Raw genomic sequence first — 24,936 nt, 5'->3', positions numbered from 1 at the left:
CATAGGTGAGGGGACTACGGCTATTTAGTATGTATCCACTAGAAAGAATTTCGTTAATTCAAGGCTTTGGCTCTTTTAAAAGGAAGTTGAAATAAGGAAGTAATTTGTGAGCGAGGCTTGGTAAAACCAATTTTGATTCCTTGCTTTTTAAGTTTTTGAACAAATTCCTGTTTGTGAGTTTTGTGTGAGGAAGAAGCCATCTGTATCGCCTCCTATAGGATATTGATATACGCTCATGGCTACGAGGTATGCTTTAATGATAGCGTACTCATTCACAATATACAACAGCTAAAAACAAACGTTCGTAAAAACGTCAAAATTAAAAAATGGGCTCAAGAAATGTAAAAAAAGAGCATTTCATTTTGCTTTTCAATACCCCTTCACGTATAATAAAAGACACTTAAAAATTCATAATCTAGTTTAGCGGAGGAATATATGACAATATTAGTCATTGGAATCGCGATGGTGTTGCTGGTTATTGCGCTATTTTATCAGCGCTATGTTCCCGTTCAGGGAGTAAGAAAAGTAGACAGCGTGGACTGCGAGCAATCTGGAATTTCGCTCGTAGATGTTCGTCATTTTAACGAAATAACAAAGCAACCTTGTCCTTCTGCCATTCATATACCACTCGCCTATTTAGAACGTCATCACAGTGACATACCTTTACGTGAAGTAGTGGTTATTGTGAACGACCGAATCTCTCGTAATTTGAGCGTGAGACGCTTGAAAAAGTTAGGCTTTGACGTTCGTGGCTACATGTGCACGTGTGAGTAGTAGGTGAAGACAGAAAATCATTTTGAGTAAAAGAAGGGATAGAAAATGAAGTATACCGATCAAACAAAAAATCGTCTAAAACGTGCAGAAGGTCAGGTGCGAGGCGTTCTGCGCATGATGGAAGAACAAAAAGATTGCAAAGATGTTGTAACACAGCTCTCTGCAATCCGAAGTGCCGTTGATCGCACGATTGCTCAAATCGTCGCAACCAACTTAGAGCACTGCATTACAGAAGCTCAAGAAGAGGGCGGAGACACCTCAAAAGTGGTAGAAGAAGCGATTTCCCTATTGATTAAAAGTCGTTAAAAAGCGAGCAGAAACGATCCTGCTCGCTTTTTTTATGCTTTCTGTGCATGAGCAACAAGTTCGATATGTGAAAGGTGATGTCGCCCATGCCAAGAGTACAACCCGAGATTTGTATACAATGGCTGTGGATCTGCGTATTCCGGGTGATTCATTGTGCGGTGAAAGTCCGTTTCATCCATCTCTTTGATTAAGGCATACCAGCGTTCATGAATCCCTTCAACCATTTTCACAGATGCTTCGATAGGAAGACTACAATCAGAAAGAGTTGCCCATTTTTTCTCATCATATGTTTTAATGAGTGGAAAATCTTCTGTTAGAGCTAGCTTAAAACGAATAAACGCGTTCATATGAGAATCAGCTACGTGATGAACGACTTGACGAACGGTCCATCCGTTTTTACGGTAAGGAGTATCAAGCTGATTGGTAGATAGCTGATGCGTAATCTGTTTTAAAAGGCGCGGAAAGCTTCGGATATCCTCTATCCACTGTTTTACTTCCTCTAAACTATATGAGCTTGGCTTTACGAATGGACCAATCGGATACTGTGCATTCATCTTTTTTCCTCCTTACATAATAAAGAACTAATAATCCTCTTGCTGATCCTGAATAGTTGGTTTTAATCTACCGTTTTTTCCGAAAGAAGGTTGTTTCACCGTTTTCCATACATGATAAGCAAGCGCACCAAACATTGCTCCTGCTGTGTTCAATAACACATCTGAACTGTCAGGACTTCTTCTTATGCCTAGCTGCCACACCATATCCACAGCCGTTTCAACTAATTGTATAACTTCAATGACAAAAGAAAGAAAAAAGCCATACATAATCGTTCTCTTTGTGCTATTGACCCATGAAAAATAGCGCATGACAAAGGCAAAGGGAGAAAGCATGAGCAAATTGCCGACAATTTGAAATGTAGCGTTTGGATTATTCCTTACAATGTCGAGAATACCCCTTATCGGATGAACGTTCACCGTTTGTACGATAAAGGAGAGATTCGACCAGTCAGGTGAATGAAGATCGGGAAAGGCAACCACTTCCACTGTGATATGAAAAAGAAAACAAAAATAAATTGAAAAACATGTCGCTATCGTCCAGTCCAGCATGGTTGATAAAGTGGTTCGTTTCAGTAGCAACACCATAAACCCTGTCAAAACAGAAATGCTCGCAAAAACTTGGAGACAAAAAAAGAGATCTCCCCAGTAAACCAACAGCTGTCTTCCATAAAAGAAAAAAGGAATGAGTAACAAAAGATATTTCTTCATTATAAACTCCTGCATGTGTTCATTCTTCTCTATCCATTATAGCGAATAGTTCCTGATGAAAGAAATAATTTTTGATTTTTCTCACTATAACAAAAATTTTTAGTTAAACCAAGCACAACGAATAAAAAAGGCTTTAATTGGAGATACTGTATAGAAAAATATAGCGATTAAAGAAAGAGGAGGAAAATTGATGAGGTATCATCGTCCAGATTGTGAAGAGTGTCTTGACCGTGGTTATTATGTCGATTCAAGCAAATCACTGCTTTTTTGTCAGTGTGATGAAGCGTACAAGAAAAAGCACATGCTTACATTTGAAGAGCTAACAGCAGAAGACGATCTTGAGATTTTTCTTGAGTGGTGTGAGCAGCGTTACGGCATGTCGACAGAGGATTTTCGCGCGTTTTATGAAGGGACAGCAGAAGAGGAGTTAGAGCATTTTACGATGCATGCGTGGTATAACCTTTCTTCTTATAAATTAGCATAATTAAATTACTTGTCATCTGAAACATAAAAAAGCGTAGAGGTCATTCCCTCTACGCTTTTTTATGATCAGTCATATACATGAATGAACGGCTCGTCTTCATTCGGATCAAATAAAATGAAACTGCGAATTTTATCAAGCGCCGTAATTTTCACTTCGATAATGGAGTGATTTGGTAGCGCGCCCTCTGTTAGCATATTCGCTACAAATTGACTTAACGAAATGATTTCGGTTTTACTCATAGACGCAACCGGAATTTCGACGGAGAGCTTTTGAAGATTTTTATCTACGAATAGCCCTTTTGCTACAACAGGCATGGTGCGACTTTTTCCGTAGTATTTGTTGAGCTCATCTTGAAATAACCCGATTTGACCCGCTACTTCCTTTTGGTCCTTATCAGCAGCAGTAGAAGGGAAGAGATAATATTTACGATTCAAATCATCCCAGCCGCCTAATTTGTCTCCGCTGCCTTTAATATAGTTGGATGAAACGAATTGTCCTGGTAAAATATCACCCTTATTTGATTCTTGGAACAGCGTAAAGTAGATTGGTAGATCTTTCGTATCCTTCTTTTTACGAAGCTGATCCACGATTTTTTGTGCTACTTTTTTGCCGTATTCCTGTGCTTTTTGTGTACTTAATTTTTTAGAACCATTGTAAATCAGGCCCTGAGAATCGGTTGTTTTAAAATAATACGTTGAGTGAAGAACGAGACCAAGTGACATTCCCGCCACATTTCCGTCCTTGTCTAAGTAATCTTGTTCCAGAACATAGGCCAAATACTTTGGATTATCTTCCTCCGCTTTTAGCTTGTCATCCACACTTGCATCCTTCTTTGTTTTGATCGGTGGATTTAGCCCTTTATCTGTTGTAGATGAACGCTTTAACCAATCATCAAGTTCATCATTGTCAATCAATTGACCTTCTTGATATATGTAGTCATCCGTATCGTATTCGTCCTGTGACAATTCCATTAAGCCTAATTCTACTTCATCAATATCAAGCTTTGAATGAAGATAAGAAGTAATTTGGCCTCTGTTTACGCCCTCTTTAAATGGCGTAGCAGAAGGATAGTACTGAACAGGAGACGAGATTTTTGTAATAGGAGTTGATTTTTGTTCTTTTTTGCCCTTATCGGAGTGATTCGGAAGCAAAGAACAGCCCGCAAGCATAAATGTAATCGACGTCGCGGCTAAAAATTTCGAATATGTTTTCAATCTTTACACCTCAGTTTTTTCTAATGCCAATCAAGCCTTATTATACTATAAACGATTATTAGAACAAGGGGAAGAAGTAGTGAAATTATGCGGTTTCTTCTTACTTATCTAATGTGAACCAGTTTCATTATACAAAAGGTTGAGAAGAAGAACAATTTTAATCCCATTTGAATAGGAAAGAGCAGATAAATGGAAAAAAACACTAAAAAAGAAAGGGATTATCTTGTATAATGGAAAGATAATCCGTTAAAGAGGTGAAAACATGTAGGTCGTGATCAATCTTTCAAGCATATTGACAACTTCATAAGATGAAAGGTGAGATCATGATGAATAAATCGTTTTTTACTCTCGTTTTGGGGCAGTCGTGCGCTAATTTAGCGGATGTTTGGTACGTTGTTGCACTCGTTACGTTTATTTACAATCAAACGGGGAGCGCGACAGCGACAGCGCTTATTCCATTTCTTGTGAATATCGCCATGTTTGCAGGGGGCATTTTCGCACCTGCTTTGATAGATCGCGTGTCGCTTAAACAAGGACTTGCGTGGTCACAGTTAGGGAAGACGCTATTATTAGTAGGATTGATTGGATTTATTCACATCTTTACGGGACCCGTTTGGGTTATTTTACTGCTTATGATGTGCATCTCCCTACTAGATAGCATTGCAAATCCAATTCGAAATACGTGTGTGCCCATTTTGGTAGGTGATGAGCAGCTTCATAGAGCCAATAGCTTAATTGCAAGTATTGATCAGATGGTTCGTCTTGGCGCTTGGCCTTTAGGCGGCATTTTGATTGCTGCGTTTCACTCTACGGCGCTTCTTTTCATTTGTCTCTTTTTTTATATGCTGGCAACGGTTTTTATGTTTGTATTAAAAGTCGAAACGCCAACACGTTCGCGTTTGGAGGCTCCTCCTATGCTTACATCTATTCGAGAAGGATGGCAGTTGACCTTTAAAAGTAGTGTTCTAAAGGGATTAACGTGGGTTTCCTTTTTAGAAGGATTAGCGACAGGGGTCTGGATTGCTGCTATTTTATATGTGTATGTGGAGCAACAGCTTCATCTTTCTCAAGCGTGGTGGGGCTATATTAACGCAGTCTTTTTCGGCGGAATGATCGTTGGCTCGCTCCTATCCGCCAAGTATTCAGCGCGCTTTCAACCAGCACATTACGGCATGATTATTTTTTACAGCTCTTTGTTTCTCGCGCTCATGACGGTCGGTTTTGGTCATACTACCGTTGGATGGGCCGCACTCCTCTTATCAGGTTTGTACGGAGTAGGAGAACAAATGAAAGTGATCATTATTCAAACAACTCTTCAAAAATCAGCATCTCTAGACGCGTTGCCGAAAATTTTTTCCGTTCAAAACGTCATTGCGACCGTTTCTTTCGGGGCATCGACCTTGCTGTTAAGCGCAATTACCGACTACTTTGGTGTGATAAGAGCATTTGATATTTCAGCGCTCTTGTTATGTTGTAGCGCATTCGCTATTTTTAGAGTTCGTCGCCATTTTACCTCTAGTGGGGTGACCAAGTACGAAACAACTATTTCATAAGTCAATGAAGCGGCTAGCTTATAGCCGCTTTTCATTTGTAAGAAAGGAGAACAGTATTCATGAACAGAATTGATCGTATTTCTCTTACTATCTGGCGTCTTCAGTCCCTTATCAGTTTTTTGATCGCGGTCGCAATCGGAATAGGGGCGTGGGCATTGTTTCATTATCACGTTATCCATTATTGGCACCCTCTGCTAAAGATTATTTGGTATGGGTATCTTATTGTCATTAGTGCGTACTGGCTACTAAAAAATGCCGTGCTGCTACCGCTTCGCTATCGTCATGCGCGCTATGAATTTGATGAGTCCACTATTTTACTAGTAAACGGGGGATGGAGCATAGAAGAAGTGTTAATTCCAACGATTAACGTTCAGCATGTCAACATTCAACAAGGTGTACTAGCACGTAAAAAACATGTCTGTGCCATTGTCCTTTACACCGCAGGTAGCCTTCATCGATTTGAATATATTTCAAAAGAGAACGCCGAAGAAATAAAGAGAATCGTAATGAACGTCGTGAAGAAAAAGGAAGTGATGCAAGATGAAGCTGAGAAACCACTGGATTGAATTCATCTATCAAAACGTCCAAACGATTCGCAACTTCTTTGTGCCGTTTGTGGGTGTGACGATTTTTAATCCAACCTCCCTACAGTGGCCTGTTATTGTCGGAATCTTTGCCGTTTTAACCGTGCTATGGTCTTTTTTATCTTGGTTCAACCATACGTTTTCGCTAACAGAAAATAGCATTGTGATCGAACGAGGTGTGCTATCAAAATCTGTGAATACCATTCCACTCGAGAGCGTTCGATCCGTGCATACAAGTGATTCATTAATAAAGCGGTGGCTAAAAATCGAAAATGTGCAGGTTGAGACCATTGGAGGAGATGAGGTCCTGTTCGTATTGAAACATGCGGTTGTTCAACGTCTAGAAAAAGAAATTTTCAAGCAACAACTTTCAACAAAACCATCAAACAACACGTGGCGATTAGGAATAAAAGACCTAGTCATCTTATCACTCGATGTCCGTATTCTTTTACCTGCTATCTCATTTGGTTTTTGGCTGTTTGGGAAAGTAACGGATTGGCTTAAAGACGATCTTCCAAAAGGAAGTTTTTTAAAGAATGATGCAAAAAACATGTTACACCTATCGTTCTGGCTAGAACATGGATGGGTAATCTTTCTAAGCGCTGTAGGGCTGTTGCTTTTGATTTGGATGGCCAGCGGCATTCGAACGTTTTTGAGGTATGGTCGTTATGTAATTGCGCGTGAGTCAGAGGAGCTCATCGTTTCGTACGGGGTGTTAAATCGAAAAACGTACCGAATTCCTGTTCACTATATTCGGTCGATCGTGCTAGAAGAGCCGCTTCGTTTTCTGATGACGGGATCAGTGCGCGTAAAAGTAGAAAATGTCGGAATAGGATCAGGTGAAGAGGCAACAATTGAGCTTTTTCCTATTGTTCAAAAGCACACATTACAAGCATATTTAGACGCTTATTTGCCGGAGTTCACTTATGAAAAGCCACGCATAAAGTCACCGACACAAGGCTATGCTCTTTATGTACTTCATAACTTATTTAGCGGATTTTCTCTTTTTATTTATGTGCTCCTTGGTTTTCTCGTCTATTACACACCACTTTCAATCTACAGCTATGCAGCATGGTTGATTATAGTGTGGCTTCACTCTTATATACAGTGGAAGAACAATGCAGTTGGGTATGAGCAAAAGGGCTTTATGACCATTCAGCGATGGAGAAGAGGTAAAAGAGAAACAACCGTGTTTCTCTCGCGCTATTTGCAGTCAGTAAAGTGCATTCAATCAGGAATTGATAGGGCGTGTCGTGTTCAAACATATGCGCTATACGTCTATTCAGAGGCTTTAATAGAAGAGTACACCATTCACCATATTGAAACGTCACTGAAGCAAAATTTCTACAAAATTTTACAAAAAAAGGTTTAAAATTTCACTATTAGGGTTTTATTTTAAGGAATAACTTGCTATAGTGTACATAACAAGCGAAATGGCTAACTACGGTAATCACTTAATGATTGAGTATAAGTGCCGCTGCCCTGACAAAGGGGACAATTTTTTTTGAACAGCGGCAACTTTCGATCTAGTTTTCCAACTCCATTACATACTTTGCAAATTTCAACGATTTTCAAGATAACACCTCCAGGTTTTTACACATCACGTATTTACATTTTTTCATTTCTCATTTGTTTTATTCATTTTTACATAGCGGAATTTTTGGCGTGATAAAAATTCTAAATATTCAATCTATTATATTCGTATTCTGTGCTAATGGCTTTTATCTTTTTATATATAGATAAAGAAAATTAACGACAAGGGGGATGTTGGATGAAGTTATCAACAAAGATTATTATTGCCCTGCTTTTAGGGGCAGTAGTGGGGCTTGTGATGAACATTGCTTCGCCAGACGTTTTTGAAAAAGTAAACACATTTTTATTTACACCGCTAGGAAAAATCTTTTTAGGACTTATTAACATGTTAGTAGTCCCAATTGTTTTTTTCTCTATTACACTTGGAACAGCTGGGCTTGGTGATCCAAAAAAATTAGGACGTATCGGTGCTAAAACGATCTCATACTTTTTGGTCACGACAACGGTAGCCATCGTCATTGGCTTAGTATTAGCTTTTGCTCTGCAACCAGGAAAAGTAGGGGAATTTGACAAAACAGGTGCAACTTTCGATGCCCAAAAAGCACCTCCAATCAGCGAAACGCTGCTTAACATTATTCCGACGAATCCAGTACGAGCAATGGTAGAAGGAAACATGCTTCAAATTATCGTTTTCTCGATTTTTATCGGTCTCGGTCTTGCGATCTTAAACAATAAAACAAAGGCCGTGTACAATGTGATTGAACAAGGAAACGAACTCATGATGTACCTTGTAAACCTCGTGATGAAATTTGCGCCATACGGAACGTTTGGTTTAATTGCAACAGCTGTAGGAAGTCAAGGAATTGATGCAATTAAAGCGATGGGGTTATACATGACCGTCGTGCTAGCAGGGCTTCTGATTCACACGGCTCTTACATATGGATCAACAATTATGCTCTTAGCTAAGCGAAGCCCAATTGAATTCTTTAAAGGATTTGCACCCGCTATGGCAGTCGCTTTTAGTACATCAAGTAGTAATGCGACGCTGCCGGTTTCCATGTCAACGGCACAAAAGAATTTGCGTGTGCCAGAATCCATTAGTAGCTTCGTTCAGCCGTTAGGCGCAACGATTAACATGGATGGGACAGCGATTATGCAAGGGGTAGCAACAATCTTTATCGCGCAAGTATACGATGTTAATCTATCATTTGTTCAAATCATCACCGTGGTGCTAACGGCTGTTTTAGCAAGTATTGGAACAGCTGGAGTGCCAGGGGTAGGACTCATTATGCTTGCGATGGTCTTAAACTCTGTTAATCTTCCGGTAGAAGGAATTGCCCTCATTATCGGGATTGACCGACTTCTTGACATGACGCGTACAGCCGTTAACATTACGGGTGATGCAGCATGTGCGGTCATCGTCGCAGAATCAGAAAAGAAACGCGCAGAAAAATTATCTTCTGCATCATAAAAGGGAAAGAGGATGGGGCCTTTGGCTCCATCCTCTTTTTAAAATCGTCCAGTCATTTGGAAGAATAAAATCAGACCGCCTAACCCCCACACATACACAGCGAACAGCTTCAAAGAATGCTTTTTTAAATACCCAATCATCCATTTTACCGCCACATAGCCAAAGAGAGCGGAGGAAAGGGTACCTACAAATAGTGAAAAAAGAGAAATGGATTCGACTTTACCGCCGACAACGTCGCTCAGCTGTAAAATCATCGCGCCAACGATCGCAGGTGTAGAAAGAAGAAAAGAGAAATAGGCAGCCGTTTCACGATCAAGCTTTCGTATAAGCGCTGCCACAATCGTAAGTCCAGAACGTGAAATAGCCGGAAAAATGGCCGCTGCTTGAAAAGTTCCAATAACAAACGCATCTGTATACGTGATGTCATCCATTTTTTTTCGTCCATTTTTAATGGAATCTGCAAACCATAGAAATAGGCCCGTCACTAAAAACTCCCATCCTATCGTAACCCCCGTCTTCGATATAGTTTCAAAGTAATCTTTAAAAAGTAATCCTACCACTACTGCGGGGATGGTTCCGATAATAAGGAGAAAGGTTAGTTTGCTAAACGGTTTTTTAATCATATGTACGAATTCATCTTTGTAAAAAACAAATACGGCTAGTACCGTTCCGATATGAAGCATCGTATCGAGAAATAAGCCTGCCTCGTCTAATCCAAACAAATGCCTTCCTAAATAGAGATGACCTGTACTGCTAATTGGTAAAAACTCCGTAAGACCTTGAATAATGCCTAAAATAAGTGACTCAAACCACGACATACACACACCCTCCGTTCCATAGACAACCTCTTTTTATCTATATGAATGCAGTCCCAAAATAGTACGCAATCATGACCTTAGGAGAGATTTTAAGAAAACGTGAAAACGGTTGGTAAAATCATCAAAAAGGGGGAAGATATAAGAAAGAAGAGGAGCGGGCGATGAATGTACCCCGCGATTACTTCAGGGTATGATTCGACTGAAGCCATTTTTTAAATCGGCAGAAATGTGGCAGAAAGGGAGAGCATAATGAAGAAGTTAATTGTATTTGCGCTTATTTTATCTGCAATTCGCTACCTTTATATCAGTACAGCCGGATTAAAAGATGCCGCGCCTATGATGCTGCTGCGATACGAGTGGAGCAACGAAGCCTACTATGCTGGATTGACGTTCGGTTTGCTTTTACTTGGATCTGCGATTGGTTATCTGGTGAACAATCAGTTTTTCAAGCAGTTAACGATTGGTCTATTAATTGTAGAAGCGGTTTATTTATTCGTAACAGCTATTATTCTTTTCTTAAATGGTGAACCGGTGATGGGCTTTTCATTGTTAACAAATGGGGTCATCAATATTCTCGTAATCGGATTTATGCGCTATGCCGAGAAAAAATAAAACAGCACTCCGCATTTGTACGGAGTGCTGATTAATACGCGAGGAATGTTTAAAGGTATTCACTCATGAAGGTAATCATATCTAGGCTGGATGAATGGTTTGAGGGAGTTTTGGGAAAGTGGTGTTTTGGAATGAACCAGTGTCCTCCTACTTGAATGCAATCTGCATATGCATGGTGTTCACAAAGCTCCACTACTTCCTGGTGATGCAGGTTTAATAATGCTCCTACTTCCTGTGTGCTATAGTACAGTGCATTTCCTGGCATTTAATCACCCCTTTTGTCGAAAAAATGGATCTTTATTCCACTATATCACGAGCTCAGACAAAAGTAGATAGGAGAAAAGCACTTAAATTTGAATAATCAAACTATTCGAACGAAGTAGTAATGAAAAAATAGCGAGAATTTCTAGAGAGAACGTGATAAAGTTAGGAGTTGGTGAACATCTTCCTGAATGCTTTTTCACCGCAAACGGAATTTGCAGGAATATGACTAGTAAAATAGAAGGAATTGCACGCTAATTTTTGTAGAATTGGTGTATAAACTTTCTATTATTATACTTATTTTGTATACTAGTGTAGATGAATGTTTAAAAGGGTAGGAGACGTAGTACATGAAAAAGACGAACAAAGCAAAAAAGAAGAAAAAAACACACATTCCTCTTCGAATGAATTTACTGTTTTTTGTCGTATTTTTACTTTTTTCCGTTCTCATTTTGAGACTAGGATTTGTTCAAATTGTAAGTGGTGAAAACTACAAACGTGAAGTCGAAAAAACGGAGGATGTAACGGTAGATAACCCCGTACCACGTGGGAAGATCATTGACCGATACAACCGCGTTGTAGTGGACAATGAGCCGCTAAATTCTGTTACATACACACGTTTGAGCACAACTAAAGCACAAGACAAGCTAGAAGTAGCTGAAAAGTTGTCAAAAATGATCAAATTCAGCGACAAAGATCTTAAAAAAGTGACAGAACGTGACAAAAAAGACTTCTGGATTTTAAAGCATCCAAAAGAAGCTCAGAAGAAAGTATCGGCAGTGGAAATTAAAAAATTATCCAACGCTGAAGTATATAAGCTGCAGCTTGAGCGGGTGACAGATAAAGAAATTAAAAGTGTTGAAAAAGATCTACCGCTTATTTTAATTTATAGCCGCATGAACGCTGGCTATGCGATGACACAACAAAGTGTTAAAAACCAAAACGTGTCTAATTCTGAATACGCGGTGGTGAGTGAGCACCTTGATGAACTTCCTGGTGTCGAAACAACGACGTATTGGCAGCGTAAAAACTTATATGGTCAAACACTACGTTCTATCTTAGGAGACGTGACGAGCCCATCAGAAGGTTTGCCAAGAGAACAGCTGGATTATTTCCTCTCACATGGATACAGCCGGAATGACCAAGTTGGAAAAAGTTATATTGAGCAACAATACGAAAGCATGTTAATTGGTCAAAAAGCAAAAGTTAAAAACGTCACGGATAAATCTGGACAGGTGAAGGAAACGAAAACCGTCTTTGACGGCGAGCGTGGACATGACATCGTCTTAACGGTTGATATCCAACTTCAAAAGGTGTTAGAGGATGTTGTAACACAAAAGCTTATGGAATATAAAACAGCCAAAGCAGGGACACAATATCTTGATCGTGCGTTTATCGTCTTAATGGACCCAAATACAGGAGACATTTTAGCGATGGTCGGGAAGAAGTATAATAAGAAGACGGGGAAAATTGATGACTATGCGCTAGGGAATATTAACTCGGCGTATGAAATGGGATCTGCTGTTAAGGGGGCTACTTCCCTTGCAGGATTAGATTCAGGTGCGATTAGCCAGTACACGCGTTTCCCAGATACAGCGCTGAAGTTCAGAGGAACGCCGCCTAAAAAATCTTCTCATTCACCGTACTCAGCACCAAACGTACGAGAAGCACTAGAAGTATCGTCAAACGTATTTATGTGGAGAACGGTCATTGCGATCGGAAACGGCCACTACGGATACGATCAGCCGCTTCATATTGATTCAAACATTTTATCAACGATGCGAAATTATTACAGTCAATTTGGCTTAGGTGTTAAAACAGGGATCGATCTACCAAATGAAACGATTGGTTACCGAGCAAATAAACCACCTCTTGGTAATGTAATTGATATCGGGATTGGTCAGCTTGACACGTATACACCACTTCAAATGGCACAGTATGTTTCAACAATTGCCAACAATGGCTATCGCATGCAGCCTCACATCGTGAAGGAAATTCGTACGCCAAGCGATAATCCTGATGAACAAGGTCAGCTTGTGTACGCAAGTCAACCAACGGTACTGAACCGTATTGTCATGTCACAGAAAAATATTGACGTGATAAAAGAAGGAATGCGACGAGTTGTTGTAGGAACACACGGAACATCAGCTAAATATTACACAGGCCAATACAGCCGCTACAGCGGTCTTCGTAACATCGTTGCGGCGAAAACAGGTACAGCTGAGACGTTCGTTTATGGAACAGGTAAAGCAAATCCTCCTGAAGTACGTAACTCAACGTACGTAGGATTTGCACCATATAACAACCCGCAAATCGCTTTTGCAGCCGTTGCACCAGCAGCTTATACGCCTGGTTACGACAACGGATTAAGTAAAGAAATTGCCAATGAGGCACTATACCAATACTTCAAGCTACGCTCAGAAGGTCAGCAAAAGCTTGAAGATGCAAATTCAAATCCAGGCAATGAGCTTGACTCAAAGCCTGACCCAGCTGATACAACTAGTACGAATACAGCGGGTAATTAATTCAAAAGCATGAAGCCTCTCGCTTCATGCTTTTTTTGTAAAAAGTAATCATAAGACCGCTCTTACGCCGATACCCTGTGATAAAGGTGTTTTAAGGAGGAGAACAATGATTACGTTACGCTATTTTACAAAAAGTGATTTTCAGCAATTGATAAAATGGGTTTATTCTGAAGAGCTATTGTTACAGATTGCAGGTGGAGCGTTTACGTACCCACTTACGTCTAGGCAGCTAAAGGCTTACATAAAAGGCGCAAACGAAGAAGGGAGCTCCTCCTATATCTTTACCGCACTTGAAAATGGAACGGGACGTGCGGTAGGACATATCGCGATCGGAAGAATTGATTATGAAAACGGGTCAGGAAGAATCGCAAAAGTTCTCATTGGAAATCCGGATGGGCGGAAGCAAGGGTTCGGTACAAGTATGGTAGAAGAAGTACTGAAATTTGGCTTTGAACAACTTGGACTTCATCGCATATCGCTAGGAGTTTTTCACTCCAACATCACTGCGCTGCGCGTGTATGAGAGGATTGGTTTTCGACAAGAAGGGGTGCTACGTGATATAAAGAAAGTAGGGGAGAGTTATTGGAGTTTAATTGAAATGAGTATGCTCGAGCACGAATGGCGAGAACGAACGAATTTAATTGAGACAAAGGGGACAATGAGATGACAATATCAATGGCTCACATGAAGGAATTAAGAACGCAGGAGGAATTTCTACGCGCGTATCCAATTATGAGACAGCTTCGCACGGAGCTAACAGAAGGTGAGTATCTAGATCTCTTAAAAAACATGGTAACAGAAGGCTACCAGCTTTTAGCTCTTTGGCTAGAAGACGAGATTGTCGCACTTGCGGGTTGTAAAATTCAAACAAATTTTTATTACGGAAAGCATGTATATGTCTTTGACCTTATCACGGATGAAGCAAGTCGGTCAAAAACCTACGGAAAGCAGCTTCTTGAGTCAGTAGAGCAATGGGCAAGAGCTGAAGGCTGTACAAACATAGCGCTTGCATCAGCTACTCATCGCGTAGGGGCGCATCGTTTTTATGAAGAAAAGATGCATTTCACAAAACCAAGCTATGAATTTGTGAAGAAGCTGTAACTTTTAGTATGATATATAGAATGTATAAAAAGGAGGTGAACGTATGGGAAGTATGTATTTTGCTCTTGCGGTGGTTATTGCCGTTTTAGGGCTTACGTTTATTTATAAAAGAACCTATGAAAAAATCGGGGTCATTGTCCAGGAAAATAGTAAGGATATACATAAAAAGATTTCCAAAGCACAAAACATGATGTTTCTTCAAAGCGCGGTATTTGAGATCATTCCAATTTTATTAATCGTGATTGGATTTATTGATTTACCCTCTGAAACTCTTTCGCCTAAAACAGTCGTCACGTTACTCATCTCTATTGGTGGCTGGGTTGTTGGGATAATGGCGGCTAGACGTATGAAAAAAGTGGCGCAGGAGCGTTTACCAAACGCGGTCGGCCAGCTGCTATCAGGTCTGTTTTTAATTCAAGTCATGACAATGAGCGCTTTTCCAGTCATTTCGATTATCTGTCACCTGCTGATCTTTAATCGCGCATAAAAATGCACCTTTTGTGATTGGGAAATATATGATATACTAAGAGCAATATTCAAGAGAGAGGAATGATGGGTGGACGATGATTAACTAATCTTATTTTTTATCAATTGAAATCAAATATTTCAACTTGTAGAAAAGATAGGATTAGTCTGCCCATTTTTCAATGTTCGGTATTTCATATAATGCACGTGCTACGACCCGTAGCTTTTTTCCGCATGCATTGTATAAGACTAGTCCTTCCAAATAACTTTGGGAGGATTTTTTAATTCTCCCTTTAATGGAAAGGGACGTGTTCGTATGACAGAACTACTAAAACTACAGCAACTTAGCTATGAAATAAATGATCTTGTCATTTTTGAAAAAGTAAACGCCACCGTTCAGCAGGGAGACGTGATTGGACTGATTGGTAAAAACGGGGCTGGAAAGTCAACATTATTACAGCTTCTTCTTGGAGCGATTCGTCCATCCAGTGGGGAAATACACGATTTTCACACAGCTTTTACGATAGAAATGATCCAGCAAGAGACAGAATCACATCCAGAACAGGACAAAAATGTGCTGGAGGCAAAACTATTAGAGAAGTGGAGGGTACCATCTAATCCATTTGAACAACTAAGCGGCGGCGAGAAATTAAAATCGCGTCTTGCTAGAGGATTTTCGAAAGAAGCCGATCTTCTGCTGTTAGATGAGCCAACGAATCACCTTGATCAAGAGAGTATGAAAATGCTCGCTGCTTATATAAGATCCTATCGGGGAACGATCATCGTTGTTTCTCATGACCGCCTGTTTTTAGATAAAGTAACAACAAAGATTTGGTCCATTGAGCAGAAAAAGGTCATTGAACATAGAGGAAACTACTCGAGCTATATGGAAGCGCGAAAACAAAGGCGACTGAGTCAGCAACGAGAATATGAGAAGCAGCAAAAGATGGTTGAGCGCATTGAGACCCAGCTAGATCAGCTCTCATCTTGGTCTGAGAAAGCCCACAGTCAGTCGACGAAAAAAGAAGGTTTTAAGGAATATCATCGGGTAAAGGCGAAACGAACAGACTCTCAAATTAAATCAAAACAGAAGCGACTTCAAAAAGAATTAGATCGAATTGATGCAAAGCCTGTTGAAGAAGAGTATGACGTTCATTTCTCGATGACAGCAAATCAAAAGGTTGGAAAACGCTTTTTAGAAGTGAAAAACTTAACGAAATCGTATGGAGAACGAATACTATTTCAAGATGCTTATTTTACGATTCAGCATGGGGAAAAAATAGCGCTAACAGGACCAAATGGAGCAGGGAAAACAACCTTATTAAATATCATATTAGGAAATGAAGAAGCGGTAGGAGAAGTATGGATTTCTCCGTCGGCTCAGGTGGGGTACTTAACGCAGGAAGTATTTGATCTCCCACTTCATCAAACGCCGGAGGAGCTGTTTTATCGAGACAACTTTGCGGACAGAGGAAAAGTTCAAAATTTGATGAAGCATTTAGGCTTCATCCCTTCACAGTGGAAGGAACCCATTGAGTTGATGAGTATGGGTGAGCGTATTAAATGTAAGTTGATGATGTACATTCTAGAGGAAAGAGACGTACTTATATTAGACGAACCAACCAACCACTTGGATTTGCCGTCCCGTGAGCAGCTCGAGGAAACGCTAGCTCATTACAGGGGCACGCTCGTAATTGTCTCACACGATGGGTATTTCCTTGAAAAAACAACAGCGGAGAAGCTTGTCATTGACGACCAGCGCATTTATAAAGTTACCGACCAGCTTCCGACCGCTCAGCGTGAGGATGAAGAAGAGTTAACACTAAAGCTTGAGACGGAGCGTCAAGAAGTGTTAGGCAAGCTAAGCTTCATCAGCATGAATGACCCGCTTTATAAAGATCTTGATCGCAAGTTTAATGAGCTCACAAAAGACATTCAGGCACTTAAAAACCAAAATCGTTTCGCTTAAAAACAAAGCCACGGCATAAGTAGGAGCCGTGGCTTTTCTGTATTATAAACGATTATCTCGCCATTCATTTCGTAAAATGGAATAAAGCTTTAAATCCTGATGCTGCTCTTTCACATAGAGCGCTCTTCGTATCGTACCTTCGTAAGACATTCCCGCCTTCTCCATGACACGTGCAGACGCCACGTTATCAACCATACAGCGCGCTTGAATTCGCTCTAGTTCCATATTGTGAAAACCAAAGTCAATAAGAGCTTCGGCGGCTTCACTTGTGTATCCCTTGTTCCAAAATTTACGCCCGATGGTATAGCCGATTTCAGCGGTATAGTGCTGTGGCTGCCAGGCAACAAAATCGATGGTACCTATAAAATCATCCGTTTCTTTTACAACCATTCCCCAAGGTGCGATATCATGCTTGCGATACTGTTCAATTACAAATTGAACAAATGCCTGAGTGGCACCGATTGTCGTATGAACAGGCCAGGTCACATACCTTGCGACTTCAGGGTCAGACGCATACGCATAGATAGCTTTTGTATCCGTTGCTTTGACTTTGCGTAGCAGTAGACGTTCTGTTTCAATTGTTGGTAGATCTCGGTATATATCTGCGATTTTCATTATTCCACTCCCCATCTACCTCCTAGTATACCAAAGGGCGAAGGGGAGAAGTTGAAAAATTCTGTTTGTTAGGTCAATTCTTTTCGATACACCATGTACGAATAGAGAACTGGAACGATTACAAGAATGCCAATAATGGGAATCATAATCCAGTTAATAAGGGATGTGGATAGAAAAACGAGTAGGAAGAAGATGATTCCTGAAACAAAGTAAAGCTTTGAAGTGAAACGATGAGTCTTGCGCCAGACGCTATCATTGCTCAATGCCCAAGGTGTGCGAATGCCAACGAAAAAGTTCGGTCGTACTTTCGGCATAAAGTTTCCAATGACTAAAAAGATAATTCCTAACACAATGGGTGCAATACGAGTCATTGGAACATCATAACCCGCATTCCATAGTACGACAAAGATATTTACGCCTGACAGAACGAGCATAATGACACTCGTCATAATCCCATAGCTAGATGAAAAGGCTTTGTAATTATTCTTTTTTGGATCAATTCGCGGGGCAAAAATAAGCAGCACATACAGCAGGATCAAAATCCCATTTAGCATGAAAAAATTAGAGATCTTTGAGCTATAACCATCTACTTCTCCAGAGCCAATTGACCAGTGACTTGCCATTTGATTTGGCAGTGTGCGGTAGAAAAATCCCCAAACGCCCAAACTTGCGATAATCGCCAACAGCGGTAAAATGTGTTTTTTCATGAGTAAGTCCCCCTTAATCATTTTTTTTCGCGAAGCCAAGAGCCCAGCTCATAATATCTTGAAAAACGGTCGTGTTGAGTGAATACAACACATATTGCCCTTGTTTTTCATCGTGAACGAGGTCCGCCTGCTTTAGAATCTTCAAATGCTGAGAAATACTTGGTTTAGACATGTTGAAATGATCGGATATTTCCCCAGCAGTCAAATCCTTTTCTTTTAGAAGGTCAAGAATTTTTCTTCTAGTCGGATCAGAGAGGGCTTTAAAGGTATCATTCACTACATGACCTCCTTAATTAGTTATTTAAGTAATTACTTAATTAATTAAATTATATGTCAAACAGTAAAGTTTGGCAAGTGACTAACGCCTAAAAATGAAACGAAATGCAAATAAGCGAAATTACCCCCTCATCCAAATAGCCAGGTAACTTCGCTTATTGTTACTAATAAGTGCAACTGTTTCTCTTTACTTACTTCCTTTTGCATGATGAGCGCGCTCCACTTTAATCGTAAAGTACGTCACAAGAAAAGCTGTGACAGCAGCGAGCAAAGAGAAAAGGGTTTTTACCTTCTTCAAGGTCAACCCTCCTTTTCATCGTTCATAGTCTATATCTGGAATAAAAACCGTCCTTAATGATCATACCCTATTTTCCTTATTTTTTAAAATACTTTGTAGAGGAAGAAGATGAAGTAACTTTTTTCTGAATAATCGTACAATTATGTTTTAAAATGTGCTATGCTATTAAACAACTTTATTTTTTTGAGGTGAACATGATGGAAATTACAGTGACTTCATACAATCAAGGGTGGCCGTTACTTTTTCAATCTGAACAGGAGCAGCTAGATCAACTTTTAAAAGATGTACATCCCACAATCGAACATATAGGCAGCACGTCTATTCCCGGACTGTTAGCCAAACCTATTATTGACATGATGATTGGTTTAAAGCGCCCTGAAGAAATAGAGCTTGCAACAGAAGCATTGGTGCAGGCTGGATACATTTACGTTGAATCATTCAATGCTATTATTCCCGAACGACGATTTTTTATCGCTTTAAAAGACGGTGTATTCCGTGAGGATTATCCGAATATCATTACAAAAGATCCTGACATCCATATTCCAAGCCATACACACCGATTTGCTCACATTCATTTAACTCTTGTGGATTCGCCATTTTGGACGGATCATCTTGCATTCCGAAATTATTTACGAGCGAATGAGGAAGCACGACATGATTATGCTGCATTAAAGGAAGAGCTCTCAACAAGACAATGGAAAAATGGGAATGAGTATGCAAAGGCGAAAGGCGCTTTTATTGCAGATATTCTACAAAAAGCTAAAAGTGCCGAAAGTATGACGCCACATGTCAGCTGATTACAATCGCCGTTTAGGTGTATATGCAATTTGTGAAAAGGATGGAAAACTGCTGGTCGTTGATAAACGAACAGGACCGTATAGGGGACGGATTGACCTTCCTGGTGGAGGAATTGAATCATTTGAAACGATTGAAGAAGCGTTAAAGAGAGAAATTCGAGAAGAAACAGGACTGAATGTAATTGAATCTGTGCGACTTGGAATGAGCGATTTCTTACTCCCATTTTCCAAGGAGGAAACGGGTTATCACATGGCCATTATGTACCATCTTTTATCTTGGGAAGGGAATATAACGGCTGTTGCCAAACAATTTTCTGGTCAGGATGCTGACGGTGCAAGATGGGTACACCCTTCAGATATCATAGAGGAAACCGCTTCTCCTCTTGTGATTGAAGCGATGAAGTGGCTTAAAACCGGATCTCTTACAGAGAATACGATCGTTTTTGATCGTTTTAAAATTTATTCAAAAATGACTCATCACGATACGTTTTAACGAAAAGCGCAAATGGCTCTTTAACGCCTGAGCGCTTTTTTTGTTGAAATTTTATTCATTGAAAAAACTCGTCTCTTGTTGCAGGTAAGATGCCCAACGAATATATAGATAAGGATTGCATCCAACAGCATCGAATATTCAAAGGAGCAGGGAGAGATTGGATGAATAAAATTAAAGCAAAGATTATTTCCGTTTTTTTACTCGTTAGCCTCATACCATTACTTGCTACCCAAGTACTTGTTTATATGAAAACAACGGTCTCGGTACAGAATGAATTTACAGAGGATTTGTCAAAAGCAGCAAGTTCGAAAAAAGCGCAAATCGAAAGCTACTTTTCAAAGCGAAATAAAGATGCCGAGCTGCTTGCAGAAAACTCAATGACAAAAGAAGCGCTTCAGTCATTTACTTCTGCTTTTAAAAAAGGGGGACTAAATGATCCTTCTTATAAACAAGCACAGAAAACATTTCAATCCTACTACAACAAGTACGTAAAAGACTATAAGTATTACGATTTATTTTTAATTGATCCTAATGGAAACATCGTATTTACGGTTGCGAAAGAGTCTGATTTGAGTACAAATCTTTTAAATGGTCCTAACAAGAACACAAACTTAGGAAAGATTTTTAGAAAAAGCCTCTATGACCAAACAACATCTGTTGGCGACTACCGCTATTATAAGCCATCTAAAGAGCCCGCTGCCTTTATCTCAACACCTATTTTAAATCAGCAGAAGCAGGTTATAGGGGTGTTGGCGTTTCAACTGTCTGATGCCGATATTACGTCCATTATGAATGCTGATTTAGGTCTTGGAAAAACGAGTCAAATGGTTTTGATTGGTTCAGACTATAAGCTTCGTTCAAATACACCTCTTGTTCACAAATCAACAATTGGAAAGCAAACCATCCGAACAACGCCCGTGCAGCTTGCATTTGGAGGGGAAAAAGGGGTAGGAGAATTCAAAAGCTTCTTAAAGCATGATGTTTTTAGCGCATACACGCCCGTCAATATAAAAGGATTAAAATGGATCATCCTCACTGAGACGGATAAGGCAGAAGTTATGCAGCTCTCCAAAGAGCTTCTTCAATATCAGCTTATTATTATGGGAGTTGTTCTTCTTTGTGTGATGGGGATTGCCTACTTATTCGGAGATCGGCTGAGCCGTCCAATTAGTATGCTAGCCGAAGCATCTAAAACTGTGGCAGGTGGGGACTTATCCTCCACAGTCTCTGTTACCTCTAAAGATGAAGTTGGTTCATTAAGTCGATCATTTAATGAAATGATACAGAATTTAAAAGACATCATTATGGGAGCTAACGACTCCGCCTTGCATCTGTCGTCCTCCTCACAGCAACTATCAGCTTCCTGCGAAGAGAGTGCTAAAGCGGCTGAATTAGTTGTCAAGTCCTCACAAAACTCCGTAGATGGTATCCAAGTGCAAAAAGCAGAAATCAATGAGATGCGCAAGTTGTTAGGGGATATGACACTAGGATTCCGACAGATGGCGGACGATTCAAAAACGATGGTTCGTTTTTCACAACATTCAAATGATGCAGCACAAAAAGGTGGGATGGCAATTGATAATATCGTGACACAAATAACGGATATCGGGACGTCATTCCATGAAACGAACGCCATCGTACAAGATCTAGTAGAGTCATCTACGGAAATTGGAACGATCATTTCCATTATCAACAATATTGCGGAACAAACGAACCTGTTATCATTAAATGCCGCCATTGAAGCTGCGCGCGCAGGTGAGAATGGAAAAGGATTTGCGGTAGTGGCAGAAGAAATTCGTAAGCTTGCCAATCAGTCACAGGCTTCGTCAAATCAAATTTATGAATTAATTACAAAGATTCAGCGTGAAACGTCTCGTGCGATGAATTCATCCAAAGTGGGACTTGAAAACGTCGAGAAGGGCATGGTGTCCTCGCAAGAAGTGAAGGTGGCATTTGGAGACATTACCTCATCTATTCAACAGCTGTCAGACAAAGTCCAGCAAGTGTCTGGATCACTTGAGAGAATGAACGAGAGCGGCAATAAAATTGTTTCCTCCACAGAGCGAATAGATGAAATGGCCAATCGAAGCTTAGATATGAGCCAAGAAAGCATGGCAGCAAGCGAGGAGCAACTCGCAGCCATTCAAGAAATAACGTCTGCTGCACAAATGCTTGCAGGCCTTTCTGAGAAGCTCCAACTCATGCTTATAAAGTTCAAATTGTAAACACAGCAAAGGACAGCCGACAGGCTGTCCTTCTTATTCTTTCTCCCATTTGTTCAGTATTACGGCGTTTGCTGCATTTCCAACGACGTTAAGCATTGTGCGGAATCCTTCTGTAATCCGGTCTACGCCCGCTACTAATGCAATGCCCTCAAGCGGTAAATGAGCCGCTGTTAGCACCGTTGTCATCATAATGATACCTGCTCCAGGAACACCTGCTGTGCTGAACGAAACCAAAATGGCACTAATAAAAATAGCTCCAATTACGGCAGGTGATAACTCTACGTGAAATAGCTGAGCAACGAAAATCGCATTAAATCCTTGTAAGATCCCTGCTCCGTCGCGTTTTAATGCCGTTCCAAATGGAATTGCAAAGCCTGCAACGTCTGATTTTAAGCCGTATCCTTGCTTGGCATTGTCAAGCGCTACTGGAAGCGCGGCATTTGAGCTTGCTGTTCCGAAAGCAATGCTAAAAGCAGGCCAAAAGCTTTTAAAGAATCGAGATGGTGATTCTTTGATGAACAAGATAATTAGTGCATAAAGCAACATCATCACTAAGATGGCAACTAAAAGACCAATAATGTAAAGTGCCAGCTTTTTCACTAAATCGAAACCTTGTGTGGCAATGACGGAACTAATGAGTGCAAATACGCCAATTGGCGCCACGCGTAGAATGACACCGATAATTTTCTCTAAAATTGCATGTAAACTTTCTGAAAAGGCAATGAACGGCTTCGCCTTTTCACCAACTAAACGAATGCCGATAATGATTAGAACAGCTGAAATAATCACCTGTAGCAAATTTGCTTCTGCAAATGCTTGAAAGGGGTTAGTCGGAATGATCGATACGAGCCAATCAATTAAGTTTTGTCCTTTTTCTGCCTTTGGTGCTTCTAATCCGCTTGCACCGCTTACACCTTGTCCTGGTTTTAATACAAAGGCGGTAAGTAAGCCAATCGCAAGTGATACGGCACTGGTTACAATATATAAGAGAAGCAGCTTTGTCGTATAAGCGCCTACTTTGCTTGAATCACGTAACCCTGTAAAGCCGATGAGTAGTGACGTGAACACAAGAGGTACAACAACAAATTGGATGAGATGTAAAAATGCCTGCCCAATAGGGGTTAAAATATATTTGTCTAAAAAACCAACGTGATCAGGGAGGAGCCCATTTAATAAGGCCCCAACAATGATTCCTAAAATAAGGCCTAACGTAATTTTTGTTGAGAGTTTCATCATTTTTCTCCTTTTAATTCATAGTATATATATAGGAATTGTATTATTACTAACAATGGTTTATCATACAATAGTCTTCAAAAAAAATCCACTATTCTTTTTACGGTTTATATTCCCCCATAAAAGGGAAGATAACAGATGCAGTGAGGATCTTTTTGCCAGTTTTGAAAGGAAATTCACCTCTTTTTATCGAATACATATGTGTAAGAGTAGAGGCAAATTGACTGCTGTAACAGGGGGATATAAAAGTTTGACAGGGTAAATTAACATGTGTAATATAACGAAGGATAATATGAAAAACAATAGCGCTCAATCCGAATAGGAGCGGGGGAACCACGACAAGTACTTTGTGTACTAGGGGTGAATTCTAGGCATAGCGAGGCATTTCAACAGAAATTACCTTCGCTTTTTTCCATGCCGCCGTTTTTGCATGTTTCATACAAAAACGAAGAAAGGGCGACTCTCACTAGCCCTAACCCGACAGCTAACCTCGTCAGCGTAATGAGAGAATCGGTGGACACGCCATTCATTCATTGCAAATAACCAATCAAAAACCGTTCGTTCAGATGGTTTTTGGAAAGACTAAGAAGGATCGAGACAAAAGGAGACTGGGAAACAATGAATGTTGCATTTTTTTTAATTCCAAAAATTGAAGTCGTAACCGTAAACATTCATTCATCAATGCGTCAAGCGCTTGAAAAAATGGAGTATCATCGCTATGCAGCGGTTCCGCTTATTGATGATGAGGGGAAATATGTTGGAACATTGACCGAAGGGGACATTTTATGGAAAATTAAATCCCTCGGGAATTTTAATATGTTCGAACTAGAGGATATTCCAATTTCAGATGTGGCACGCAGACAAGATAACAAACCTATTTCAATTAATGATGAAATGACAAGCATTATTTCACAGGCAGCGGAACAAAACTTCGTGCCGGTTGTGGATGATAACGGTGTATTTATCGGGATTATCCGTCGACGTGAAATTATTGAACTATACGCAAGTGAGCTATTACAAAAACAAAATGGATAAACAATAGATTGCACAATATTTTCCAATGTGCTATGATCAGAGAAATTACGATCGAACCGCGATGAGGAAGAGGAGTAATCATTTAGTCGAGACTACAGAGAGCTGATGGATGGTGTGAATCAGCGTCGAGCGAATGATGAATGGGCTTCTGAGCAGCAAACCGAACCTTTGTAGTAGGCTTTGCCGTGAACGTCCACACGTTACCATGGACACCGTATCATGTTGTACGGGTGATAAGTGATTTTAAAGCGCGCTTTAAAATAATAAGGGTGGTACCACGGTCCATTCGTCCCTTTTCGTGGGGACGGGTGGGCTTTTTTGTTTG

27 protein-coding genes, 1 riboswitch and 1 other annotated feature are annotated in these 24,936 nt (G+C 40.2%); of the genes, 17 read left to right on the top strand and 10 right to left on the bottom strand.

The genetic code is table 11. From position 1 onward, the window contains the following. Positions 1–53: 53 nt before the first annotated feature. Positions 54–200 (bottom strand): hypothetical protein, encoded by a 147-nt coding sequence (locus tag IE339_RS14760; RefSeq protein WP_157052689.1) that lies wholly within the window; start codon positions 198–200, stop codon positions 54–56. Positions 201–435: 235 nt separating this feature from the next. Here IE339_RS14760 and IE339_RS14755 point away from each other — a divergent pair, with 235 nt between their 5' ends. Both IE339_RS14755 and IE339_RS14750 read left to right on the top strand, forming a co-directional pair. Next, entirely contained in the window at positions 436–774 is a 339-nt protein-coding gene (locus IE339_RS14755; protein WP_053401232.1) for a rhodanese-like domain-containing protein, read from the top strand. Between the two features lie 45 nt (positions 775–819). Next, positions 820–1,080, top strand: a complete 261-nt coding sequence (locus tag IE339_RS14750; RefSeq protein ID WP_053401231.1) for a metal-sensitive transcriptional regulator — start codon at positions 820–822, stop codon at positions 1,078–1,080. 32 nt (positions 1,081–1,112) lie between these two features. On the opposite strand, the gene IE339_RS14745 is transcribed toward IE339_RS14750, so the two are convergent. Then, a complete protein-coding gene (locus IE339_RS14745; RefSeq protein WP_242168688.1) occupies positions 1,113–1,634 on the bottom strand; it encodes a YfiT family bacillithiol transferase in 522 nt (173 codons plus the stop codon). A gap of 27 nt (positions 1,635–1,661) precedes the next feature. Continuing rightward, complete coding sequence (locus tag IE339_RS14740; RefSeq protein ID WP_242168686.1) at positions 1,662–2,342, bottom strand: VanZ family protein; 681 nt, start codon at positions 2,340–2,342, stop codon at positions 1,662–1,664. A gap of 190 nt (positions 2,343–2,532) precedes the next feature. Between IE339_RS14740 and IE339_RS14735 the strand changes: the two genes are divergently transcribed. Next, positions 2,533–2,826 carry a hypothetical protein gene (locus IE339_RS14735; protein ID WP_053401228.1) on the top strand — a complete coding sequence of 98 codons (294 nt, stop codon included), beginning with the start codon at positions 2,533–2,535 and terminating at the stop codon, positions 2,824–2,826. A 65-nt stretch (positions 2,827–2,891) separates the two neighbouring features. Here IE339_RS14735 and IE339_RS14730 read toward each other — a convergent pair whose 3' ends face one another. Continuing rightward, positions 2,892–4,040 (bottom strand): CamS family sex pheromone protein, encoded by a 1,149-nt coding sequence (locus IE339_RS14730; RefSeq protein WP_053401227.1) that lies wholly within the window; start codon positions 4,038–4,040, stop codon positions 2,892–2,894. A gap of 323 nt (positions 4,041–4,363) precedes the next feature. Between IE339_RS14730 and IE339_RS14725 the strand changes: the two genes are divergently transcribed. From IE339_RS14725 to IE339_RS14710, 4 genes are all read left to right on the top strand, one after another. Further along, entirely contained in the window at positions 4,364–5,593 is a 1,230-nt protein-coding gene (locus tag IE339_RS14725) for an MFS transporter (protein WP_242168684.1), read from the top strand. 59 nt (positions 5,594–5,652) lie between these two features. Then, complete coding sequence (locus IE339_RS14720; RefSeq protein WP_242168681.1) at positions 5,653–6,159, top strand: PH domain-containing protein; 507 nt, start codon at positions 5,653–5,655, stop codon at positions 6,157–6,159. Continuing rightward, positions 6,134–7,549: a PH domain-containing protein gene (locus tag IE339_RS14715; protein WP_242168679.1), complete on the top strand. Its 1,416-nt coding sequence runs from the start codon at positions 6,134–6,136 to the stop codon at positions 7,547–7,549. Before IE339_RS14720 ends, IE339_RS14715 begins: the two co-directional genes overlap by 26 nt. Positions 7,550–7,948: 399 nt before the next feature. Then, positions 7,949–9,181, top strand: a complete 1,233-nt coding sequence (locus tag IE339_RS14710) for a dicarboxylate/amino acid:cation symporter (RefSeq protein ID WP_242168677.1) — start codon at positions 7,949–7,951, stop codon at positions 9,179–9,181. 38 nt (positions 9,182–9,219) lie between these two features. Here IE339_RS14710 and IE339_RS14705 read toward each other — a convergent pair whose 3' ends face one another. After that, the gene (locus tag IE339_RS14705; RefSeq protein ID WP_242168675.1) at positions 9,220–9,999 is read right to left on the bottom strand and encodes an undecaprenyl-diphosphate phosphatase; all 780 of its coding nucleotides are present in this window, start codon (positions 9,997–9,999) and stop codon (positions 9,220–9,222) included. A gap of 249 nt (positions 10,000–10,248) precedes the next feature. Between IE339_RS14705 and IE339_RS14700 the strand changes: the two genes are divergently transcribed. After that, entirely contained in the window at positions 10,249–10,611 is a 363-nt protein-coding gene (locus IE339_RS14700) for a hypothetical protein (protein WP_242168673.1), read from the top strand. Between the two features lie 49 nt (positions 10,612–10,660). Here IE339_RS14700 and IE339_RS14695 read toward each other — a convergent pair whose 3' ends face one another. After that, positions 10,661–10,876 (bottom strand): hypothetical protein, encoded by a 216-nt coding sequence (locus tag IE339_RS14695; protein ID WP_053401220.1) that lies wholly within the window; start codon positions 10,874–10,876, stop codon positions 10,661–10,663. Between the two features lie 346 nt (positions 10,877–11,222). Here IE339_RS14695 and IE339_RS14690 point away from each other — a divergent pair, with 346 nt between their 5' ends. The 5 genes from IE339_RS14690 (at position 11,223) to abc-f (ending at position 16,932) form a co-directional block, all read left to right on the top strand. Further along, positions 11,223–13,397 (top strand): peptidoglycan D,D-transpeptidase FtsI family protein, encoded by a 2,175-nt coding sequence (locus IE339_RS14690; RefSeq protein ID WP_242168671.1) that lies wholly within the window; start codon positions 11,223–11,225, stop codon positions 13,395–13,397. A gap of 106 nt (positions 13,398–13,503) precedes the next feature. Continuing rightward, the gene (locus tag IE339_RS14685; protein WP_242168669.1) at positions 13,504–14,064 is read left to right on the top strand and encodes a GNAT family N-acetyltransferase; all 561 of its coding nucleotides are present in this window, start codon (positions 13,504–13,506) and stop codon (positions 14,062–14,064) included. Then, complete coding sequence (locus IE339_RS14680) at positions 14,061–14,498, top strand: GNAT family N-acetyltransferase (protein WP_242168668.1); 438 nt, start codon at positions 14,061–14,063, stop codon at positions 14,496–14,498. Before IE339_RS14685 ends, IE339_RS14680 begins: the two co-directional genes overlap by 4 nt. A 43-nt stretch (positions 14,499–14,541) precedes the next feature. Then, positions 14,542–14,985: a hypothetical protein gene (locus IE339_RS14675; RefSeq protein ID WP_242168666.1), complete on the top strand. Its 444-nt coding sequence runs from the start codon at positions 14,542–14,544 to the stop codon at positions 14,983–14,985. Between the two features lie 294 nt (positions 14,986–15,279). After that, a complete protein-coding gene (gene abc-f, locus IE339_RS14670; protein WP_242168664.1) occupies positions 15,280–16,932 on the top strand; it encodes a ribosomal protection-like ABC-F family protein in 1,653 nt (550 codons plus the stop codon). Positions 16,933–16,974: 42 nt separating this feature from the next. On the opposite strand, the gene IE339_RS14665 is transcribed toward abc-f, so the two are convergent. From IE339_RS14665 to IE339_RS14655, 3 genes are all read right to left on the bottom strand, one after another. Next, positions 16,975–17,547, bottom strand: coding sequence for a GNAT family N-acetyltransferase (locus IE339_RS14665; RefSeq protein WP_242168662.1), 573 nt, complete (start codon positions 17,545–17,547; stop codon positions 16,975–16,977). Positions 17,548–17,615: 68 nt separating this feature from the next. Then, positions 17,616–18,254 carry an SdpI family protein gene (locus IE339_RS14660; RefSeq protein WP_242168660.1) on the bottom strand — a complete coding sequence of 213 codons (639 nt, stop codon included), beginning with the start codon at positions 18,252–18,254 and terminating at the stop codon, positions 17,616–17,618. Between the two features lie 13 nt (positions 18,255–18,267). Beyond that, positions 18,268–18,531: an autorepressor SdpR family transcription factor gene (locus tag IE339_RS14655; protein WP_053401213.1), complete on the bottom strand. Its 264-nt coding sequence runs from the start codon at positions 18,529–18,531 to the stop codon at positions 18,268–18,270. Positions 18,532–19,022: 491 nt separating this feature from the next. On the opposite strand from IE339_RS14655, the gene IE339_RS14650 reads away from it, so the two are divergent. The 3 genes from IE339_RS14650 (at position 19,023) to IE339_RS14640 (ending at position 22,343) form a co-directional block, all read left to right on the top strand. Next, on the top strand, positions 19,023–19,625 hold the full coding sequence (locus IE339_RS14650; RefSeq protein WP_242168659.1) for a GrpB family protein: 603 nt from the start codon (positions 19,023–19,025) through the stop codon (positions 19,623–19,625). Beyond that, positions 19,615–20,118, top strand: coding sequence for an NUDIX hydrolase (locus IE339_RS14645; protein WP_242168657.1), 504 nt, complete (start codon positions 19,615–19,617; stop codon positions 20,116–20,118). Before IE339_RS14650 ends, IE339_RS14645 begins: the two co-directional genes overlap by 11 nt. A 161-nt stretch (positions 20,119–20,279) precedes the next feature. Continuing rightward, positions 20,280–22,343 carry a methyl-accepting chemotaxis protein gene (locus IE339_RS14640; RefSeq protein ID WP_242168655.1) on the top strand — a complete coding sequence of 688 codons (2,064 nt, stop codon included), beginning with the start codon at positions 20,280–20,282 and terminating at the stop codon, positions 22,341–22,343. Between the two features lie 33 nt (positions 22,344–22,376). Here IE339_RS14640 and IE339_RS14635 read toward each other — a convergent pair whose 3' ends face one another. Beyond that, positions 22,377–23,579, bottom strand: a complete 1,203-nt coding sequence (locus IE339_RS14635; protein WP_242168653.1) for a dicarboxylate/amino acid:cation symporter — start codon at positions 23,577–23,579, stop codon at positions 22,377–22,379. A gap of 293 nt (positions 23,580–23,872) precedes the next feature. Then, a riboswitch (cyclic di-AMP (ydaO/yuaA leader) is annotated at positions 23,873–24,089 on the top strand. Positions 24,090–24,194: 105 nt separating this feature from the next. Between IE339_RS14635 and IE339_RS14630 the strand changes: the two genes are divergently transcribed. Then, positions 24,195–24,611, top strand: a complete 417-nt coding sequence (locus IE339_RS14630; RefSeq protein WP_242168651.1) for a CBS domain-containing protein — start codon at positions 24,195–24,197, stop codon at positions 24,609–24,611. A 52-nt stretch (positions 24,612–24,663) separates the two neighbouring features. Beyond that, positions 24,664–24,908 (top strand) — a binding site (T-box leader). Positions 24,909–24,936: the final 28 nt, after the last annotated feature.

Origin of the sequence: Priestia koreensis (assembly GCF_022646885.1) — a bacterium.
GTDB lineage: Bacteria > Bacillota > Bacilli > Bacillales > Bacillaceae_H > Bacillus_AG > Bacillus_AG koreensis_A.
Note: the sequence above shows the minus strand (reverse complement) of the source record. Positions and strands in the feature narration are given on the sequence as shown.

What these genes read in the sequence shown, in the direction of transcription:
- IE339_RS14760 (WP_157052689.1), bottom strand. Translation starts at nt 200, where the DNA reads ATGGCTTCTTCCTCACACAAAACTCACAAACAGGAATTTGTTCAAAAA.
- IE339_RS14675 (WP_242168666.1), top strand. Translation starts at nt 14,542, where the DNA reads ATGGGAAGTATGTATTTTGCTCTTGCGGTGGTTATTGCCGTTTTAGGG.
- IE339_RS14720 (WP_242168681.1), top strand. Translation starts at nt 5,653, where the DNA reads ATGAACAGAATTGATCGTATTTCTCTTACTATCTGGCGTCTTCAGTCC.
- IE339_RS14695 (WP_053401220.1), bottom strand. Translation starts at nt 10,876, where the DNA reads ATGCCAGGAAATGCACTGTACTATAGCACACAGGAAGTAGGAGCATTA.
- IE339_RS14630 (WP_242168651.1), top strand. Translation starts at nt 24,195, where the DNA reads ATGAATGTTGCATTTTTTTTAATTCCAAAAATTGAAGTCGTAACCGTA.
- IE339_RS14685 (WP_242168669.1), top strand. Translation starts at nt 13,504, where the DNA reads ATGATTACGTTACGCTATTTTACAAAAAGTGATTTTCAGCAATTGATA.
- IE339_RS14645 (WP_242168657.1), top strand. Translation starts at nt 19,615, where the DNA reads ATGTCAGCTGATTACAATCGCCGTTTAGGTGTATATGCAATTTGTGAA.
- IE339_RS14725 (WP_242168684.1), top strand. Translation starts at nt 4,364, where the DNA reads ATGATGAATAAATCGTTTTTTACTCTCGTTTTGGGGCAGTCGTGCGCT.
- IE339_RS14640 (WP_242168655.1), top strand. Translation starts at nt 20,280, where the DNA reads ATGAATAAAATTAAAGCAAAGATTATTTCCGTTTTTTTACTCGTTAGC.
- IE339_RS14660 (WP_242168660.1), bottom strand. Translation starts at nt 18,254, where the DNA reads ATGAAAAAACACATTTTACCGCTGTTGGCGATTATCGCAAGTTTGGGC.
- IE339_RS14700 (WP_242168673.1), top strand. Translation starts at nt 10,249, where the DNA reads ATGAAGAAGTTAATTGTATTTGCGCTTATTTTATCTGCAATTCGCTAC.
- IE339_RS14650 (WP_242168659.1), top strand. Translation starts at nt 19,023, where the DNA reads ATGATGGAAATTACAGTGACTTCATACAATCAAGGGTGGCCGTTACTT.
- IE339_RS14740 (WP_242168686.1), bottom strand. Translation starts at nt 2,342, where the DNA reads ATGAAGAAATATCTTTTGTTACTCATTCCTTTTTTCTTTTATGGAAGA.
- IE339_RS14705 (WP_242168675.1), bottom strand. Translation starts at nt 9,999, where the DNA reads ATGTCGTGGTTTGAGTCACTTATTTTAGGCATTATTCAAGGTCTTACG.
- IE339_RS14745 (WP_242168688.1), bottom strand. Translation starts at nt 1,634, where the DNA reads ATGAATGCACAGTATCCGATTGGTCCATTCGTAAAGCCAAGCTCATAT.
- IE339_RS14690 (WP_242168671.1), top strand. Translation starts at nt 11,223, where the DNA reads ATGAAAAAGACGAACAAAGCAAAAAAGAAGAAAAAAACACACATTCCT.
- IE339_RS14665 (WP_242168662.1), bottom strand. Translation starts at nt 17,547, where the DNA reads ATGAAAATCGCAGATATATACCGAGATCTACCAACAATTGAAACAGAA.
- IE339_RS14750 (WP_053401231.1), top strand. Translation starts at nt 820, where the DNA reads ATGAAGTATACCGATCAAACAAAAAATCGTCTAAAACGTGCAGAAGGT.
- IE339_RS14735 (WP_053401228.1), top strand. Translation starts at nt 2,533, where the DNA reads ATGAGGTATCATCGTCCAGATTGTGAAGAGTGTCTTGACCGTGGTTAT.
- abc-f (WP_242168664.1), top strand. Translation starts at nt 15,280, where the DNA reads ATGACAGAACTACTAAAACTACAGCAACTTAGCTATGAAATAAATGAT.
- IE339_RS14635 (WP_242168653.1), bottom strand. Translation starts at nt 23,579, where the DNA reads ATGATGAAACTCTCAACAAAAATTACGTTAGGCCTTATTTTAGGAATC.
- IE339_RS14755 (WP_053401232.1), top strand. Translation starts at nt 436, where the DNA reads ATGACAATATTAGTCATTGGAATCGCGATGGTGTTGCTGGTTATTGCG.
- IE339_RS14680 (WP_242168668.1), top strand. Translation starts at nt 14,061, where the DNA reads ATGACAATATCAATGGCTCACATGAAGGAATTAAGAACGCAGGAGGAA.
- IE339_RS14710 (WP_242168677.1), top strand. Translation starts at nt 7,949, where the DNA reads ATGAAGTTATCAACAAAGATTATTATTGCCCTGCTTTTAGGGGCAGTA.
- IE339_RS14715 (WP_242168679.1), top strand. Translation starts at nt 6,134, where the DNA reads ATGAAGCTGAGAAACCACTGGATTGAATTCATCTATCAAAACGTCCAA.